18 protein-coding genes are annotated in these 17,943 nt (G+C 53.8%); 9 read left to right on the forward strand and 9 right to left on the reverse strand.

Annotation, left to right across the window (positions count from 1 at the left end):
- Positions 1 to 314 precede the first annotated feature (314 nt).
- Positions 315 to 1,811: a DEAD/DEAH box helicase gene (locus tag C7820_RS27805; RefSeq protein ID WP_116233784.1), complete on the forward strand. Its 1,497-nt coding sequence runs from the start codon at positions 315 to 317 to the stop codon at positions 1,809 to 1,811.
- A gap of 212 nt (positions 1,812 to 2,023) precedes the next feature.
- Here C7820_RS27805 and C7820_RS27810 read toward each other — a convergent pair whose 3' ends face one another.
- Together C7820_RS27810 and C7820_RS27815 are read right to left on the reverse strand one after the other, a co-directional pair.
- Positions 2,024 to 2,470, reverse strand: a complete 447-nt coding sequence (locus C7820_RS27810) for a DUF6843 domain-containing protein (protein ID WP_116233785.1) — start codon at positions 2,468 to 2,470, stop codon at positions 2,024 to 2,026.
- Between the two features lie 44 nt (positions 2,471 to 2,514).
- Positions 2,515 to 3,063 carry a hypothetical protein gene (locus tag C7820_RS27815; protein ID WP_116233956.1) on the reverse strand — a complete coding sequence of 183 codons (549 nt, stop codon included), beginning with the start codon at positions 3,061 to 3,063 and terminating at the stop codon, positions 2,515 to 2,517.
- A 248-nt stretch (positions 3,064 to 3,311) separates the two neighbouring features.
- Between C7820_RS27815 and C7820_RS27820 the strand changes: the two genes are divergently transcribed.
- The 3 genes from C7820_RS27820 to C7820_RS27830 all read left to right on the forward strand — a co-directional run bounded on the left by C7820_RS27820 (position 3,312) and on the right by C7820_RS27830 (position 5,253).
- Positions 3,312 to 3,914 carry a hypothetical protein gene (locus tag C7820_RS27820; protein WP_258875481.1) on the forward strand — a complete coding sequence of 201 codons (603 nt, stop codon included), beginning with the start codon at positions 3,312 to 3,314 and terminating at the stop codon, positions 3,912 to 3,914.
- A gap of 127 nt (positions 3,915 to 4,041) precedes the next feature.
- A complete protein-coding gene (locus C7820_RS27825) occupies positions 4,042 to 4,677 on the forward strand; it encodes a LysE family translocator (RefSeq protein ID WP_116233787.1) in 636 nt (211 codons plus the stop codon).
- A 198-nt stretch (positions 4,678 to 4,875) separates the two neighbouring features.
- Entirely contained in the window at positions 4,876 to 5,253 is a 378-nt protein-coding gene (locus C7820_RS27830; RefSeq protein WP_084204087.1) for a hypothetical protein, read from the forward strand.
- Positions 5,254 to 5,414: 161 nt separating this feature from the next.
- Here the strand turns inward: C7820_RS27830 and C7820_RS27835 are convergent, their stop codons facing one another.
- The 5 genes from C7820_RS27835 to C7820_RS27855 form a co-directional block, all read right to left on the reverse strand.
- Positions 5,415 to 6,254, reverse strand: coding sequence for a carbohydrate ABC transporter permease (locus tag C7820_RS27835; protein WP_397334227.1), 840 nt, complete (start codon positions 6,252 to 6,254; stop codon positions 5,415 to 5,417).
- Between the two features lie 5 nt (positions 6,255 to 6,259).
- On the reverse strand, positions 6,260 to 7,159 hold the full coding sequence (locus tag C7820_RS27840; protein WP_116233788.1) for a carbohydrate ABC transporter permease: 900 nt from the start codon (positions 7,157 to 7,159) through the stop codon (positions 6,260 to 6,262).
- A 196-nt stretch (positions 7,160 to 7,355) separates the two neighbouring features.
- Positions 7,356 to 8,696, reverse strand: a complete 1,341-nt coding sequence (locus C7820_RS27845; protein ID WP_116233789.1) for an ABC transporter substrate-binding protein — start codon at positions 8,694 to 8,696, stop codon at positions 7,356 to 7,358.
- Between the two features lie 118 nt (positions 8,697 to 8,814).
- A complete protein-coding gene (locus C7820_RS27850; protein WP_116233790.1) occupies positions 8,815 to 10,380 on the reverse strand; it encodes a response regulator in 1,566 nt (521 codons plus the stop codon).
- The gene (locus C7820_RS27855) at positions 10,373 to 12,130 is read right to left on the reverse strand and encodes a cache domain-containing sensor histidine kinase (RefSeq protein ID WP_116233791.1); all 1,758 of its coding nucleotides are present in this window, start codon (positions 12,128 to 12,130) and stop codon (positions 10,373 to 10,375) included. Before C7820_RS27855 ends, C7820_RS27850 begins: the two co-directional genes overlap by 8 nt.
- 260 nt (positions 12,131 to 12,390) lie before the next feature.
- On the opposite strand from C7820_RS27855, the gene C7820_RS27860 reads away from it, so the two are divergent.
- The 3 genes from C7820_RS27860 to C7820_RS27870 all read left to right on the forward strand — a co-directional run bounded on the left by C7820_RS27860 (position 12,391) and on the right by C7820_RS27870 (position 14,817).
- Entirely contained in the window at positions 12,391 to 12,999 is a 609-nt protein-coding gene (locus C7820_RS27860) for a PadR family transcriptional regulator (RefSeq protein WP_309545790.1), read from the forward strand.
- 123 nt (positions 13,000 to 13,122) lie between these two features.
- Complete coding sequence (locus C7820_RS27865) at positions 13,123 to 14,283, forward strand: MFS transporter (protein ID WP_116233792.1); 1,161 nt, start codon at positions 13,123 to 13,125, stop codon at positions 14,281 to 14,283.
- A gap of 165 nt (positions 14,284 to 14,448) precedes the next feature.
- Entirely contained in the window at positions 14,449 to 14,817 is a 369-nt protein-coding gene (locus C7820_RS27870; RefSeq protein ID WP_105444263.1) for a sensory rhodopsin transducer, read from the forward strand.
- Positions 14,818 to 14,866: 49 nt separating this feature from the next.
- On the opposite strand, the gene C7820_RS27875 is transcribed toward C7820_RS27870, so the two are convergent.
- Positions 14,867 to 15,415 carry an AAA family ATPase gene (locus C7820_RS27875; protein WP_116233793.1) on the reverse strand — a complete coding sequence of 183 codons (549 nt, stop codon included), beginning with the start codon at positions 15,413 to 15,415 and terminating at the stop codon, positions 14,867 to 14,869.
- Positions 15,416 to 15,513: 98 nt separating this feature from the next.
- Complete coding sequence (locus C7820_RS27880; protein WP_258875485.1) at positions 15,514 to 16,446, reverse strand: copper amine oxidase N-terminal domain-containing protein; 933 nt, start codon at positions 16,444 to 16,446, stop codon at positions 15,514 to 15,516.
- A 255-nt stretch (positions 16,447 to 16,701) separates the two neighbouring features.
- Between C7820_RS27880 and C7820_RS27885 the strand changes: the two genes are divergently transcribed.
- A complete protein-coding gene (locus C7820_RS27885) occupies positions 16,702 to 17,094 on the forward strand; it encodes a MerR family transcriptional regulator (protein ID WP_258875486.1) in 393 nt (130 codons plus the stop codon).
- Positions 17,094 to 17,816 carry an SDR family oxidoreductase gene (locus C7820_RS27890; RefSeq protein ID WP_116233796.1) on the forward strand — a complete coding sequence of 241 codons (723 nt, stop codon included), beginning with the start codon at positions 17,094 to 17,096 and terminating at the stop codon, positions 17,814 to 17,816. The genes C7820_RS27885 and C7820_RS27890 overlap by 1 nt, the downstream gene beginning before the upstream one ends.
- Positions 17,817 to 17,943 lie beyond the last annotated feature (127 nt).

A 17,943-nucleotide genomic window follows, 5' to 3' on the forward strand; every position in this document is an offset into this window, starting at 1 on the left:
AGAAGACCGGCGGGGAACAGCTTGGTGAGCTGTCCCTTCCGGTCTCTTTTGCCATCATCCGTATGATATGCTGGCGGAACACTTTCATTGCGCCATCATTCCCTTGATCCGTGCTCAGTTCCGTAAAGCTTAATGCCAATTTAGTCCATATACATCATTTTTAAGGAAGCGGAGAAAGATTCCGCTTCTTTTTTGGTGTCCAGATGTGGTATCGTTATGTATTACGACGTAAAAGAACGGCTTGTGGTGACTTGGATGAAAAGTACACAGGTTTCGTGATTAAAGAATACAGGTTTAAAGTAAAAGGAGCATATATGAACTTTAAAGATTTGAAGCTTGACCCGAATATTTTAAAAGCGCTGGCCAAACAGAACTATACCGAGCCGACGCCGATTCAGGCACAATCCATTCCTGCCGTGCTGGCCGGACGGGATCTCCTGGGCTGCGCCCAGACGGGAACCGGTAAGACTGCCGCATTTTCCCTGCCCATCATACAGCTGTTGAGCCGGGAGCCCCGCAAACCGGGGGCGGGCCGCAGGGTCCGCGCGCTTATTTTGACCCCGACGAGAGAGCTGGCCATTCAGATTATGGATAACGTGAAGGCGTACAGCCAGTATACCGATTTGCGCGCGGTGGTCATTGTCGGCGGCGTTCCGCAAAAGCCGCAGGAACGGGCGCTGCAGCAGGGCGCGGATATCGTCATCGCCACGCCGGGCCGGCTCATCGACCTGATCCATCAAAAGCACATCGATTTGCAGCATATTCAAATGCTCGTGCTGGATGAAGCCGACCGGATGCTGGACATGGGCTTTATCCATGATGTGAAGCGGATCATCGCCGTCATGCCGAAGCGGAAGCAAACGCTGTTCTTTTCGGCGACGATGCCTCCGGAAATTAGCGGCCTGATCCAAACGCTGCTCGTCAATCCGGTAAAAGTGGAAGTGACGCCGGTCTCCTCAACCGCCGAACGGATCGAGCAGTCGGTTTATTTGCTGGCGGCAGGAAGCAAACTGCAGATGCTCAACCAGCTGCTGCAGGATCCGTCGATCGAGTCGGCCCTGGTGTTTACCCGCACCAAACGGGGAGCCGACCGGGTGGCTCGCGCGCTGAAGAAAGCGAATATTACGGCTGAGGCGATCCATGGCGACAAATCGCAAAACAGCCGGCAGAACGCCCTGAACCATTTCAAAAACGGGACGACGCGCATTTTGGTGGCGACCGACATTGCTGCCAGGGGGATCGATATTGACGAGCTTCCGTATGTCATTAACTTTAATCTGCCGAATATCCCGGAGACGTACGTTCACCGTATCGGCCGCACGGGCCGGGCGGGGATGAGCGGGTCTGCAATCTCTTTCTGCGAAGCGGACGAGCTGCCGTACCTGAAGGACATCGAAAAGCTGATCGGCAAGGCCATTCCCGAAGTGAAGGGGCATGACTATCCGATGGAGCCCCAAGCTGCAGCGGCAAATCGCCCATTGGGGAATTCCACGGCAAACCGGCCGGGTAAGGCGCAAGCAGGCCATTCCCGCAAGCCGCAGGCTGGAGATGCCCGTAAAGGGCGGACGGACGAGGGGCAGCAGCGGGGCAAACCGAAGCAGGATCGTGCCCCAAAGGCGGCGGTGAGCGGTGCCCGCAATCCTGATCGGAACGCGAACAGCAGCCTGAAGCGTGATGCGGGAGGCCATGCGAAGGGACATGCGAACGACAAGTCCAAGGGGCATGGAAATGGAAATTCCAATGGACGCACGAACCGCAGACCGAAACCAAGCGGGGCGGACCCTAGAAATAAGGTGAGTTCGTCTCATTAACATGGTGATTAGACGTTTTACGCGTTGACCGCAGATGATCTGTGATCAGTGACCCACAGGAAGGACACGTTGCCCGTGACCCTCCTGTGGGTCATTTGTATTTTCCATAAAAGAAGGAGTCTGAGGGAGGGGTTCAGTGGACGGGGGGCTACAGCTGCTCTTCATGGTGGATGATTGGAGGATAACAGCAGTGTGGCTTTAAGTTTGATCTATCAAGGCTGCTCCTGTAAATGAGCGTAATACTGCTGCTCGGTGCCGACATAGAACGCATTGATCGTTTTTTCTTCTTTTGTACCGTCCGGACGCGGGATCGTATCCGTGCCCATGTGCTGGCCTTGAATCATTCCCATCCCCACTTCAGTCCGTTGACCTTGATCATCTGCATAAAAAAATGTCATCCCGCCAGATGTCGGTGCGCTTGACGTCTTCAAAACTCCGTTTTTCGGAATGCGGTTTACAATGGCGTCTCCCTCTTTCGGGAGCTCGGGATAACCCTTTTGATTGTAAATGACCGCTACCCATCCTGTGTACCCGGCCGGCAGCACATAAGTATGATTTTCCTGCCCATTCAGCCCCCTTGTCCCAATCACAATGGCAGCAATCACGATGACAGCAAACACGGCAATGAATACCTTATATGCTCTAATCAGACCTTTCAAATCTTCACCGCCTTTGATTCGTTCATTAAGATACTTACATTATATTACAACAGCTTTCCATAATGATCGACGGAAAAACCGAATAATACTTTCATTAAAAACAGAATGCCAAGGATCAGCATATAGGGCGTTATTCCCGGAAGCATGGGCATGAGGCCCAGACCCGTAGAAAAAAGCAAGGCCGCTGCGAATAATTGCACTCGCTTTCCTATAAGAGAATTTACAATAAATGCTCCGATGATGGTGTAGGCCCATATCCCAATAGCATATTTTATATCGGTTTGAAGCAGGAGGGCAACAAGCACGATATGTACGTGTATAGCAATGAAAACGATCCGATTCGTTGTGCGGGCCGCATAAAAGTTGCTGGTAGAAATAGTGAAATTCGCGATACAGCCGGCAAAAACGTCAAATATCAATAATAATGCCAACACGCTGCGCCACACGGGCAAGTGGTCAGTGAACTCCGGATATCTGTAATACATCGCAGCCGTCATGATCCCGCCAAAAAGTAAAATAGCCAAGATAGAGGGGAGCGATTGCTTTTCACCAAACACATCCTGCAAAAATGAAGGAATTCGAAACTGTCTCAACATTCTAACCTCCGATCATGAATAGGTTGTCTGTGTTCACCCTTTCGTGCTTACCAAATCATGCAGTTCATCTATCGATTTCCTCTAAAAAATCCTCTAAAAACATTATAATGATACTAAGAGAACATTTTGGAGGATACCCGGCTATCTTTTCCTGAGAGGACGAAGAACACGATGCTGCTGGAAGCGGCGAATTTGACAGCCGGAGGAAATAAGACCAGTTTAGCAGAAATAGAAAGGGTGCAGGAATGATGATGAACCAAGAGGATTTGCTTGCCCGCCAAAAGCGGCTGCAAGTTGAAGCGGGTTCGGTAGCTGAAGAAATGAACCTGATGCCATTGCTGGCAGCAGCCGGTAAGCCCGTAATCGTAGGGAGCGCTGCGCTAGGTTTAATGGCTTGGAGGGACCTGGATGTGACGGTGGTCTGCTCCAAACTGGATATGGCGGCGGTCGCTGGAATTGCTTTGCAGCTGATGTCCAATCCGGGAGTACGGGAGATGAAATTTATTAACGATACGGGCCAATGGAACACCGATCCGGCTTATCCAGACGGTTATTTTCTTGGATTGACCTACGGGTCCGCAAACGGCCACCGGTGGGAGCTGGATATCTGGTTTGTAGACGAGCCTGACAAACAGCCCGATTTGCTGCATATTCAAACGATGCCCGCACGCCTTACTCCTGCCAAGACCGCTGCTATTTTAAGCATCAAAACCGAATGGGCAAAGCGGGCCGAATATGGAAATCAAGTGAAAAGCTTCGATATTTATTCGGCCGTATTGGATGATGATGTGAGTACACCGGCTGAATTCGAGCAATGGCTGCAGAGCCGCAGCGATGATCTTCATTAAAAAAATGAGAACTCTTGCACACAAGAATAACCCCATTTTTATCCTCCCGAAACTCTGGCGTGGCGTGAATGCTTGTGCCATAATGTGTAAAATAAAGTGACGATACCGATTCAAGGGAGGATGCGAAATGTTCGATCTTTCAACTTTAATTACGTATGTTCTCGTTGTGCTGGGGTTGTTTGTGATTCCGGGGCCGGCGGTTCTCCTTACCGTTAGCCGAACCGTTCAGAATGGGCGGAAAGGAGGCATTATGGCAGGGCTGGGCATTGCAACAGGAGATTTCCTGCATACGTTGTTTGCTGCGTTGGGACTTTCGGCCATATTGATGACCTCATCGCTCGCTTTCAACTTCGTTAAATTTGCAGGAGCGGCTTACTTGCTGTATTTGGGGATCCGCGCAATGTTAAGTAAGGAATCGGAACTGAAAACGCCAAAAGTCGAATCGGCAGGAGCCTTTAAATCCTATGCTTCGGCGACAATGGCGGAAGTTCTCAACCCTAAAACAGCACTATTCTTCCTGGCGTTCCTGCCGCAATTTGTGAACTCAGGGCATGGGAATACGATAGGGCAGTTTTTGATCCTCGGACTCATTTTTGTGGTTTTAAGTGCACTGTATACAACCATAATTGTATTAAGTGTTTCTACTCTCGGACGGATGGTACGGCGGACGGCATGGATGCGTCGTTTGGGCCGACTTAGTGGCAAAGTTATAGGAGCACTGTATATCGGATTAGGATTAAAGGTCGCATTCCAAAGGCAGTAACGAACCTATCACCCGCTAACTGCATACATTATAGATGGGGGATATGGCGGCAGGTGGCTTCTCATCCATGTAATCGGTCGTTTGCGAAATGGTCGTTGGCGGATTTGACATTCCCAACTGTGTTTAGTATCATTACAGTATATTCATTTTGTGATTTTTCTGGTTACAGTTTGTATATACTTAAAGATGGGCGGTGGAATGATGAGATTCGAAGTTAGCGATTGGGTCCAAGGGAAGACGGTAGACGGTGAGTTTATTCACGGATACATTGAGACGGTGGACGCTCAGAAAGGCATCGCGAGAGTACGCGTCGTTCAGTCCGACAACGAGGAAGCGGTTGGACGCGTGATCGGTGTACGTGAATCCTGGCTGAGATCGCTGCCGGTCAACCCGCTTGCAGATAAGAACAACGTCGAAAGCCTGATTGATATAGCACTGGCCACCTATGACGAAGCCTGGTTTAACGAATTGACAGACCGCCTGAACGGTACCAAGCGCAAGAACAGCAAGAATGGCGATGGGATCCGGTTGAACGGCCGGCCCAACAACCGTCTCGGTCTGTTCGAGAAAAAGTAAACGGCAGGCCTCGGAAGAGGCACCTCATACCATACAACAGCATGATAAATGCGCAGCTTCTGCTTTTCCGTCACAAGGAGTGTATGCGCAAAAAACGGCAGGGATTCAGCTTACAGCTGACCTGCCGTTTTTCATTATCATTCGCCATTCCCCAATTGTTGTTATCCTTTCAGACCGGTGGTGCTGATGCCCTCGACGATGTATTTTTGGAAAATGAAAAACACAATGACGACCGGCAGAAGCGACAGTGTGGCCATAGCGAACATGCCGCCCCAGTTGTTTAGCGATTCGCCGTCGAGGAACAGCTTCAGCGCAAGGGAGACCGGGAATTTATCCGGGCTGTTCAAATAGATGAGCGGGTTGATGAAGTCGTCCCATCTCCAGTAAAAAGAGAAGATCGCGCTGGTGATCAAGGCCGGTCCGATGAGCGGCAGGACCACCCGGTAGAACACGCCGTATTTGCTGCAGCCGTCGATTTTCGCCGCTTCGTCCAGCTCGCCCGGAATGGTGCGGATAAACTGCATGATCAGAAAGATGAAAAACGGCGTGCCGAAGAAATGCGGGACGATCAGCGGCTTGAAGGACGAGAGCCAGCCGAACTTGGCGAACATGACGTACTGCGGCACGATGACGACGTCCTGCGGCAGCATCATCGTGGCCATCATGGCGGCGAACCAGAACTTCTGGCCGAAAAATTTTGTCCGCGCCAGGCCGAAGGCTACGAGAGCCGATGAGACGACGGCGCCGACCGTTGACAGGACGACGATGATAAACGAATTTTTGAAGAAGGTCGCAAACGTCGTCCCGCCGAACCCCTTGAAGCCCGAGACGTAGTTGGCGAATTCCAGCCGGCTTGGAATGAGGCTATAGGTAGTCGAGAAAATTTCGTCGTTCGGCTTCAGGGAGCTAGCCGCCAGCCATAGAATCGGATAGATCATGAACAGGGCGAAGATGCCGACCAGCACATGGTACATAACGCGCTTGGGTGTGGACATGGTCATGGCCGTTAGTCTCCCTTCGTCTCGTAGTGGACCCAGCGGGTCGAGGATTTGAAGATGAGCAGGGTGAGGAACCCGACGATGAGCAGCATCACCCAGGCGAGCGCCGAGGCGTAGCCCATCTCAAAGTGCGAGAACGCCTTGCGGTACAGGTACAGCGAATAGAGCAGCGTCTGATCGAGCGGACCCCCTTCCCCGCGGGAAATGATGTAGGCCGGCGTAAACGTCATAAATGCCGAGATCGTCTGCAGCGTCAGGTTAAACAGAATGATCGGGCTCAGCATCGGCAGCGTGATGTTGAAGAACCGCCGGACGGCATTGGCGCCGTCCACGCCCGCTGCCTCATAGTAGTCTTTCGGTATATTTTTCAGCCCCGCCAGGAAAATGATCATCGACGAGCCGAACTGCCACGTGGACAGGGCGATCAAGGTCCACAGCGCGGTGCTCGGATTCCCGATCCACGAGGTCGAGGTGTGGATGCCGATTAGGTTCAGAAAGGAATTCACCAGCCCCTGATCCCCGAAGATCTGCTGCCACATGATCGACACCGCGACGCTGCCGCCGATCAGGGACGGCAGGTAGAAGGCGGACCGGTACAGGCCCACCGCTTTCGTAGCCACGTTCAGGATCATGGCGACGAACAAGGCAAAGAGCAGACGGAGCGGCACGCTGGCCAGCACATACGTAAAGGTGACCTGAAACGATTTGCCGATTTTGTCGTCTTCCATGAACATCCGCTTGTAGTTGTCCAGGCCGAGCCAGTTCGGCGCCTCCATCAGGTTGTAGTCGGTGAAGGAATAATACAGCGAAGACAGCACCGGATACAGCGTAAAGATCAGAAAGCCCAGCACGAACGGAGACGTGAACACGTAACCGGTGAGGTGCTCGTTATCCCGCAGCCTTTTCATTATCGTCAACCCCTAAGCTTACAAAATTGGATACGTACAGCATTGTGAGCGAAAGCAGCCCACCGTTGAAGAAACCACGGCTTTTCCTCTGGAACTAGAGAGTTTATAGGGCACGTTCTCTCACCAAGCCAAAAGGAAGGAGCCGAACCCGACCGGGGCCCGGCTCCTTCAGGCAGTATGAGGATTCCCCTTCAGGTTATTTCTGGCTGCGGGCCAGGATGGCATTGGCCTCCTTGCGGAACTCCACCGCCGCCTGGTCGATCGGAATTTTCTTGAACAGAATCTTTTCGCTCAAATCCCGCAGCAGCTTCTCGACTTCCACCGATCCGATCGGGTTCGGGGGGTCAGCGGGGCTGCTGTTCGACTCGGCCCAGGTGACATAATCAAAGATTTTCGCTTCGTTCTCGGTCAGGATCGGCTTCAGCGCATCCTTTACTTTGGAGGATACCGGCACCCCGCGTTCGCCCTTGATCAGCTTGTTCGCTTCGATATCGTTGATGAAGAAGCTGATGAACTTGGCCGCTTCCTCCTTCTGCTTGGACGATTCCGCAATGGAGAAGTACATGGAAGGCTTTAGGAACAGCCCTTCCTTCGTGCCTGGACCCGGCATCGGATTCAGCTCGAGCGGACGGTCCTTGACCAGATTCGCCACCGCAAGGAACTGGTTGGACCAGCCGATGCCGGAGATGGAGTGGCCGAGAACGATTTCGTCCTCTTCGGCGACGCCCTTCTTCTGAGCTTCTTTGTCGAGGGAGAGGATGTAGCCCTTGTCATACCATTGCTGATATCGCGTGAAATAATCGATAAAAGCCTGGTCGTCGGCATATCCGATCGTTTTGCCGTCGTCGCTGTACATTTTCTGGCCGATCGTTCTCAGGTAATACGGGAAGAACACCTCGTGATGGTAGGCAAATCCGCAGATCTGGAAGCCTTTGGCCTTGGCTTGCTCCCCAAGCTTGCCCATATCGTCCCAGGTCCAGTCTTTGGACGGGATGTCGATGCCGTTCTTCTTCATCGTCTCGACGTCGAAGGTCGTCTGCAGAGCGTTGACTCCGAGGTTCATGGCGACGAGCTTGCCGTCGACCTCGCCGCCCTTCAGGGCGTTCTCGCTGACGTCGGCGACATTCAGCGTACCGCTGTCGGTAAAGGGCTTCAGGTCGGCGAGCTGGTTGCGGCTGGCGTACTGGCTCAAATACGAAATGTCCATCTGGATGATGTCCGGCAGCCCGCCGGCGACGGCTTGCGGCGCGAGCTTCTTCCAATAGTCGTCGAACGGCGCGTATTCGGGCTCGATCGTAACGTTTGGATGCTGCTTCTCGTACATTTCGATGACTTTCAGGGTGTAATCATGTCTGGATTGGCCGCCCCACCAGGCAATGCGAAGCTTGACCGGATCTTTGCTCTCGCCGGCCGATGTAGTCGTCGCAGGCGCGGCGTCGCCTCCGCTGGCCGATTTGTCGCTGCTGCCCCCGGCGGAACAGCCGATCAGGCCGGTGATTAAGGAAAAAAGAAGAACGGCGCTTAACGCTTTTCTCATGTCATTTCCTCCCCCATAGGATTAACGGTAGATTGGTGTGCTTTATCTGATACTGCTTACATTTCCAATTATCAACGCTTGCGGCGATCTGGGTAAGGAAAAAAACCGACCTGTTTGTTTAAAAAGCAGAGATGCCGCCCGTCAGCTTCCGGATATACTCCGACGGCGTGCAGCCCATCTGTTTTTTGAACACCTGGCTGAAATACTGCGGGTTGTCGCCGAAGCCGAGCTGCTCGGCCATCTCGAAGATTTTGGCATCGGGGTTTTCGGCCATCAGCTCGGTCGCCCGCTGGATCCGGATGCGCATGACGTAGTTGGAGAACTTCTCGCCGGTCTCCTTTTTGAACAGCTTGCCTAGATAGTCGGCGTTCATGTACAGCATTTCGTGCGCGACGAGGTTCAGCGACAGGGAGGCGTTGCCGATCTGCTCCTCTACGATGTCAATCACCTTCCGCACGATGGCGTTGTATTTGAACGCGTTCCGTTCGTAGTTGCGCCCGGCCATGTCCCGGACCGTCTCCTCCAGGAACGACTGAATCGCCTGCAGCGAGCCCATGTCGGCGATCTCGGAGATCCGCTTGTAGGCCTCCGCCATCCGTTCCGGGCCGTCCAGGCGCACCAGCGCGGCATACATCGAAATCGCGTACGACTTCGTCATTTCGATGCTGAGCTGGGCCCGTTTGAGCTCGGCGATGAACTCGGCCAGTGCGAGCGCGGCTTCCTCTTGGTCACCCGAGCGCACGGGCAGCATCAGGCGCTCTTCGTCAAAGGCGAACTCGCTGACACCGCCGTCGGGCACAAACGTGTCCTTCCGTGTAATGATCCCGCTGTCGTCCAGATAGAAGCGGTAGTTCAGACACTGCAGCGTTTCGCGGTACAGCTTCCGCGCGGACGTGATCGGACCGGGATCGCTGACGGCGACGGTCACGTTCATTTTGTAATACAGCCGGAAAGTGCGGCGGATGTCCTGCAGCCGGCGGTGAAGCAGCTCCTGATCCTCCGGGTCGGAAATAAGGATCAGCGCGTGGTCGCCCAGCGTCGTGCTCATCAGCGCCGTTTGCAGCAGGTCCTCGGCGATATTTTTCACGGCAAATTGGTGTTCGTAATCGGCTTCGCCCTCAATATGGCAGAGCAGCAGCCGGACGGGGCGCCCGAAGTCGCAGGGAAGCAGGCCGCGGTATTCCTCGAGATCCCGCCGTCCGTAGGTTTTATTGGTCACGAACTCGCGGAGCACCTGTTCTTTGACGTGGGGGATGACTTTCTCGAAGCGCCGTTTCATGTCCAGGGTAAAAGCCTCCCGCCGGCGTTCCTGATCCAGCTCGGCCGTCACTTCCTTCAGCGAATCAGCGATTTTGGTCTCGTCGGTCGGCTTAAGGAGGTAGTGCTTGACCCCGTACTGCATGGCCCGGTTGGCGTATTCGAACTCCCCGAATCCGGACAGCAGCACAAATTTGACGTTCGGGTGGGTGGCATAGGTTTGGGCGACCAGCCCAAGCCCGTCGAGCCCGGGCATCCGGATGTCGCTGATGACGATGTCCGGCGGATCGGCTGCGATCAGGTCGTAAGCCTGCAATCCGTTCTGGGCCGTTCCCGTCAGCTCAGTCCCGAAGTCCTGCCAGTCGACCATTTGCGAAATGCCGTCCAATATGATGCGTTCATCATCTACCAATAGCACTTTATACATGCTCGGATCCCTCCATTTCTTTCGGTAACCTGATATGAATGCGGGTCCCCTGACCCGGGGCACTGTCGATGAAGAGCCCATAATTCTCGCCGAACGCAAAGCGGATCCGCTCGTCGATGTTGAGCAGGCCGATGCCGTTCCCCGCCGTGGTCAGCCTGCCTTCCCGCAGCAGCTCAAGCGTATCTGACGCCATGCCCGGGCCGTCGTCTTCGACGATGAGGATAAACGCATCCGCTTCCTCCCGGCAGGTCAAGGAAATGGTACACATGCCGACGGAAGGCTCCAGCGCATAATGTATCGCGTTTTCGAGCAGGGGCTGGAGCGTCAGCTTCGGAATTTTCCGGAAGTGCTCCGGCTCGGGAACATCCATGTGGAAGGACAGACGCTCTTCAAACCGGAATTTCTGGATCGTGATGTAATGCTGCACCATTTCCAGCTCCTCCTTCAGCGTCAGGATCGGCTCCTTCAGGCTGACTGAGTTGCGGAGCAGAAACGCCAGCGCCTGCACCATTTGCGAAATTTGCGTCTGCTTGTTGATTTTGGCCATCCAGTTGATGGACTCCAGCGTGTTGTACAAAAAATGCGGGTTGATCTGCGCCTGCAGCGCCTTGAACTCGGTCTCCTTGATCAGGAGGCGGCTGGCGTAATTTTCAGTGATCAGGTCGTTGATCCTCTCCACCATAAGGCGGAACGTCCGGTGCAGCAGGCCGAGTTCGTCCATCGCGGGCGGCTCCTGGTCGCCGGCAAGGATGTTGGCTTCGGCGAAGTTCCCCCTCTCTGCGAGCTTCATGCGGGCGATCAGATTCTCGATCGGGCGGGTCAGCCCCCGGGAGAAGCGGATGCCCCACAGAATGGCGAAGGCAAATATCAGAATGAAGACACCGATAACGATTTCCTTGATCAGGACGATCTGCCGGAAAATTTGGTTGAACGGGGTTACGTTCAGGTAGGTCCACCCGGTGGCGGAAGAACGGTTATAGGCGACAAAATACGTTTTTCCCTGAACTTCTTTGATAAAATATCCGGTCTCGGATGTGATGGAGCTCTGGATGAGGGCGGGATCGAAATGCGGCTGCGAGGGATAAATGACGTCCGGCCCGGAGGTGACGATGAGGTCGCCTTCCCCCGCGCCAAGCTCGTGCACGATCCGCTCCATGTTGATCCGCATGAAAATGGTGCCGATATCCTGCAGGTCGAACATGGTGCCCGAGTAGGAACGGACTTGACGGGTCAGGATCAGGGCCGGATCGGACGCATCGGGGAAGGTCCAGCGGGCTTGACCTTCGGCGTTGTCCGCCAGCCTGAGGATCACGTCCCGCTTTTCGGCCTGGATGGGAATCAGGCTGCCGACATCTTGCTGTGCTCCGGCCGCATCGACCATATGGATCGAGTAGAGGGAGGGCTCGGACCCGACATAGGTGAGGAGCCTGTCGACCATGTGCTTGCGCAGGGTCAGGCGATCGTAATCGGAGTCGCTTTGGGCGATGGATTTGAGCTGGGACTGGATCTGCGTGTCGGTGATGATGTTGAAGGACAGCTGCTCGAGGCGTTCGAGCTCTTTTTCGATCGCAGAAGATGACAGGTACAGCACGCGGGAGGACTTTACGTACAGCTGCTCGTCGTACACCGAGAAGGCGTACTGCTGCACAATCAGGGCAAAGGCAAAGGTCATGGCAACGATAAATGCGATCAGGATGGACAGCTTGTTCTTGATTTTCATATGCCTGAAACGGCTCTTCCAAGTCTGCACGGCTACTCCCTCCGCCCGCCTAGGCGGGATTTTTGTACAACATTATGTCATCGCTTTGGAAACGCTGTCAACAGTCGGGAGAGGCCTAGGACCGGGACCTAGGGACGATTCGGAGACCTTTGGGATAGCGGTATTGGGATGGCCGGATGTCGTGATTTTGCATGTTTATTAGACCGAAGTCAAATATGGGGTCCTTTGCAGAGACCGCCTTTTTCTGTGTAAAAAGGGTGGAAAACTTTTCAAAATAGGGGCTTGAAAATATGTCGATCCGACATATAATATATATCGAAACGACATATTTAACGGAGGTGAGTGAGGTGTACGAATTGTTCGTTCTGGGCGAGCTGATGACAGGTGAGAAGCACGGATATATGCTCCAGGACGTCTTGAATAACGCGGTGGGGCTTGGCCGTAAGATTAGCTCCGGCACGCTGTACCCGCTTCTGTCGCGGATGACGGAGGCCGGCTGGATTCATCTGCGGATCGAAGAAGAGACGAAGGGCGGGCGAACCCGGAAAATATACGCGATTACCGATGCCGGCCGGGAGCGGTTCGAAGAGCTGATGAAGGAGACGCTTGAGCCGAACCCGGAAGCGGAGGCCGCGCTGATTTTCAGGTTCAAAATGGTGTACTTCGGCTACGTGACCAAGGAGGTCCGCCTGGCCTGTCTGGAGGATTACCTGCAGATCATCCGAAGAAGCCGGGAGTATGTGTCCCGGTTTGAGGCGTACCTGCAATCGCAGAAGCCGGAACCAGCCAAGCAGAGGAACCAGCTGCTCCGGATGTTCGATTACCGCAAACGGCTGGGGGAGGCGGATGAAGCCTGGATCATGGCAGAGATCGAACGGATCCAGGCCGAGGAAGATTGATGGAAATGTCGTGAAAGATGACGATCAGGAATATCGCCGCAGGGATTGAGCCAGCACTTTGATTCCAGAAGATTTGGAGCGCATGAAACCACTTTTAATTTATGGTTAGGGAGGAATTCATCTATGGAAAGGCTCTGGACGAGGTCTTTTATTCAAATCACGGCCGGCATGCTGGTGCTGTTCACTGGGTTTTATCTGCTGCTGCCGACGATGCCGCTCTTTATCAAGGAGATGGGCGGGGACGAATCCCAAGTCGGGCTCGTAACCGGCGTATTCACGCTGAGCGCCGTCCTGTTTCGTCCCATTGTCGGCGGGCTGCTCGACCGTTACGGCCGAAGGCCCTTTATGATTTGGGGATTGCTGTTCTTCGTATTATCCATGTATCTGTATGACTGGGTTGGCGGGATTGCCGTTCTTCTCGGACTGCGGATTCTTCATGGAGCCAGCTGGGCGCTCTCTACCACGGCAGTGAGCACATCGGTCACCGACATCATTCCCGTCCAGCGGCGCGGTGAAGGTATGGGCTGGTTTGGCCTGGCGATGACGATCGCCATGGCGGTCGGACCGATGCTCGGGACCTGGGTGCACCAGAGCGGCTCATTTCACGATTTGTTTCTGCTGGCGACCGGCTTGTCCGCCGCGGCCTTCATTCTCGTCTTTCTGACCCGGATTCCGTTTCAGGTCAAGGCGGAGCGGCGGAAAATCGTCTTTTTCGAAAAATCGGTGCTTCCCGTCACCTCGTCGCTGTTTTTCCTGTCGGCGGCTTACGGCGGGATCACAACGTTTCTGCCGCTCTTTGCCGAATCGGTCCGGGTGAACGCCGGCACCTTCTTTCTCGTCTACGCCCTGGCGCTGACGCTGGCGCGGCCGGTGGCCGGCAAGCTGGCCGACCGGCTCGGCGAAGCTTACGTGATCGTACCGGCGCTGGCCGTTACGGCGGCGGGGCTGCTCGTCCTTGCCTTCGCCGGTGGGCTTGCCGGCGTCATCACCGCCGCCGTGCTGTACGGCATCGGCTTCGGCTCGGCTCAGCCGGCCATGCAGGCGGTGAACCTGCGGCTTGCCGATCCGGAGCGGCGGGGCGCGGCCAGCGCTTCGTACATGACCGCCTTCGACCTCGGCATCGGCCTGGGTTCCATCCTGCTGGGCTGGGTGTCGCAGTATACGGGGTACAATACGCTGTTCGGCGTCTGTGCCGCATCCGTCGCCGTATCGGCGCTGATCTTTTTGGCGTTCGTCCGCAAACCGCTGGCGAAGCGGCAGGTGGAGCAGGCGGCCGTGGAGTAATAATTTACGGCTTAGCAGCGCGCCCTGTTTTTTAACCTAAAAGAAAGGAATATTGGATGTAATCGCTTCCCAGAGAGGTTTATAATGGAAAAAAGCCGCGTCTCCGTCTTATGGGCCTAGCTAAGGAGGCACGGCAAAATCTTTTTTTCGAAAAGAGGGATTCGAATGTCCAAAGGTCAGTTACAGTGGATTATTCCCGACGGGTACATTCCGCCGACGAGCAGCGGCCAGCTGGAAAGCCACGAATCGATTTGCGTGCTGAACTTAAGCGGAGAAGAAGTGACGGTGACGGTCAACGCTTTTTTCGAAGACCGGGAACCGCTCCTGGGCATGACTGCGACTGTGGGGGGGCAGCGGACGCATCATATCCGCACAGCCCATTTAAATGTGGAAGGGAAGTACATACCGAAAGGGGTTCCTTATGCCATGGAGGTCACCGGCAGCGCGCCGATTTTTGTGCAGTACAGCCGGCTGGATTCTACGCAGGCCGAGAACGCGCTGATGAGCGTCATGGCCTATCCGGTGAAGGAGTAACGAGCTTCTGTTTTTTGGCCCCTCAGGCCCTTTAGGTACCTCAATCCCTTTAGGGCCGGGCCTTTTCGGGCAGCATTAAAGCTTGCCGCACAGACGAATTGCGGATCATCCGCAGCTTTCCGCGGTATGGCTCTACAATCTGCATAATTTCCGGCTTTTCCTTTTTCGCGTGCCGGTAGTTCCATTGGTACATTTTGCGGAGCATGCTGAACGTTTGCTTGTAGTTCCCCTGCGCAAGCCCCAGCTTTTGCACGGTAAAACGCTTCAGTATGCGGTAATTGCGGACCCAGATCGGCGTATCGACGTAAACGATCAGGTCCGCGTCCGCGAAGCTCCGCAGCACCCATTGATAATGGACGCCCTCGATAATCCACCGGTCCTGCTCGAGAATGCCGTTCAGGATGCGGTCTCTTTCCTCGAAGCTGTTCTTCACGTCCCCATGATCCGTGCGCCTCCATACCATATTATCCAATTCATAATAAGGGATGCCCAATAGGTCGGACAACGCTCTTGCCAAAGTCGATTTGCCGCTGCCGACCGAGCCGATAATGCGAATTTTGTCCGGTGTCTTCGCACTTTCCGGTCTATAAGCTGTCATGATCCTCGCCTCCCGTTAACGATAAATTCGATTCTCCAGAAGGGAGATCCTGCCTGATCCGTCCAACATTTCGATCCACCGGGGAACTAGGCCGGTTTCTATTCTTCTTCAGGAATTTGAACAATAATATAGTTTGGTTTTGCGGTATTTTGGTTCACTTCCGTTTCCTTGTAAACAACATCGTTCCAATTGTCCTTATGAATCAAGCTATAGCCGGTCGATCCGATATGCGGCATCCAACGGAAGGCGGCGAATGTGGAGTCTTTAACGGAAGGCCGTGTTCCAATTTCGTTGGTTATCGTTCCGTAAATAAAATACAGCTGCTTCTGAGTACTTGCTGTATTGGTGATTAGACCTTGCCATTTCAAATAAGCGATATCATCAGAAACTTCAAAATAACTGATGGCATTGTTGTTTTTTTCGAAAAATTGATCGTGCACTTTTTTAGGAAAATAATACTGGATACTTGAAGTCTCGTAAGTGGGAGTATTTATTTTAGGCAGGAGTGACACTCTTGGAAGATTGATCGCTGCATTCCTTGCAACGCTTAACTCATCACTCGTGAGATCGCTGATCAAATATGAGCTTGCCTTTGTGATGAATGCTGTCTGAGTGGATGGATTCCAGGTAACAGAGCCGCCCATGGTTTCAGTGACAAATCGCAGGGGGATCATCGTTTTTCCATCATAGATAAACGGAGCCGTGTTCAACTTCACAGCTTTTCCGTTTTCCAGGGCGGTTGTTTTGTTGATGGTGAGCAATAGATTGGTATCCTTGCCTTTTGCGGTCACTTGTTTTGCAGCATGATTCCATTGGAAAGTTATATTATCTAACGCTTTAGCTTCAGTGAAGCTAATAAATATTTGGTTGTTTTTTATAAGGACATCTTGTGGTGCCAGATCTTGATTATTGATGATGACATGAGTTTCACTATTGGTTCTGGCTGCTGCTGTACTGATACTGTGATCCGGCAGCATGATAGCTGCTGCGCAGAGAAATGAAATCGAGGCCATGGTGATTTTCTTCATCATTCGTCCCTCCAGTTTAGATATTCTATATATAGACGTCCTAAAAACGAGAAAGTATGACTTCATTACATCATAACCAGCGCCCCACAAAGACCGAGGTCATGGCCTCAACCAGCCCCCCATTTTCCAGTGCACTTACCAGAAAATTAACGGACAACCCATCGATCAGAGTGAATGATAATTCTACCCGCAAAACATCGCTTGACCTTCACATGATGTGAGGGTTTACACTTGCTTTAACAGATGGCTGCAAGGCCGATGAAAGGAGTGATGATGATGCATATCAGCGAGCTGTCCCGCGCGACGGGCGTCAGCCTGCGCTCTCTGCGGTATTACGAGGAGAAGGAGCTGCTTCATCCCGTCCGGCTGGATAACGGATACCGGGAGTACAGCTTGTCCGATGTCGAGCGTGTCCGGATCATCCAGCTGTACTTCAGCCTTGGACTAAGCGCCAAAGAAATCAGCGATGCCTACCCGTGCGCCGGATCGGAGGAGGTTCGGCCGGAATGCTTACCCGGAGCAATCCGGGTGGGGGAAGCCAAGCTGGCGGAGATTGGGGAGCGGATCGACACGCTTCGAAAAGCGGAAGACCATTTGCGGGAATGCCTGACCGCTTGGAGACGTCAACTGAAGGAAGGAGGCGATCACTGATGGGCAGCAAGCGGGTAGCGCTGGTCACCGGCGGGAATCGCGGTATCGGCAAAGAAATCGCCAGACAGTTGGCGCACAAAGGGCTGCATGTGATCATCGGCTGCAGGAGCGAAGAGAAGGGAAGGCAAGCCGTATCCGAACTGCGCTCGGAAGGGCTTGCGCTGGACGTCCAGGCAGTGGATCTGCAAGATCCGGGAAGCATTGTTACGATGGTGGATCGAATCCGGCAGGAGCACGGCAGGCTGGACGTCCTCGTTAACAACGCGGGCATCATTCTGGATCGGGGCGTTTCCGTCCTGGACGTAGAGGAGAGAGTGATGAAAGAAACGCTGGAGACCAACTTCTTCGGCGCGCTGCGCATGATCCAGGCGGTGGTGCCGCTGATGAAGGAGCAAGGGTACGGGCGGATCGTCAACATGTCGTCCGGTCTCGGTTCCTTTGAGGTGATGCAGGGTCTCCTCGGGCTTAAGGGTTCTTCCTCCGCTTACCGGATTTCCAAAACGATGCTGAATGCGCTGACGGTGCTGGTGGACCAGGAAACCGCGGCGTACGGCATTCAAACGAATGCAGTCTGCCCCGGCAGAGTGCGGACCGCTATGGGCGGGTCGGACGCTCCGCACTCGGTGGCGGAGGGGGCCGATACGGCCGTGTGGCTGGCCACTGCGGGAGAGGACGGCCCCAGCGGTGGATATTTCCGGGAACGGCGGGCGATTGCCTGGTAGCCCTTTGTTGAAACTGAATGGCTATGATGGTTTTCTGGTGGCTTGGATCAAATGCATTATATGAATGTCATATTATTTTAATATGATTTTTATATAACAAATTCGATATGGTCATGATAATTAATAT

It is taken from the genome of Paenibacillus sp. VMFN-D1 (genome assembly GCF_003386155.1).
Taxonomy (GTDB): domain Bacteria; phylum Bacillota; class Bacilli; order Paenibacillales; family Paenibacillaceae; genus Paenibacillus_AQ; species Paenibacillus_AQ favisporus.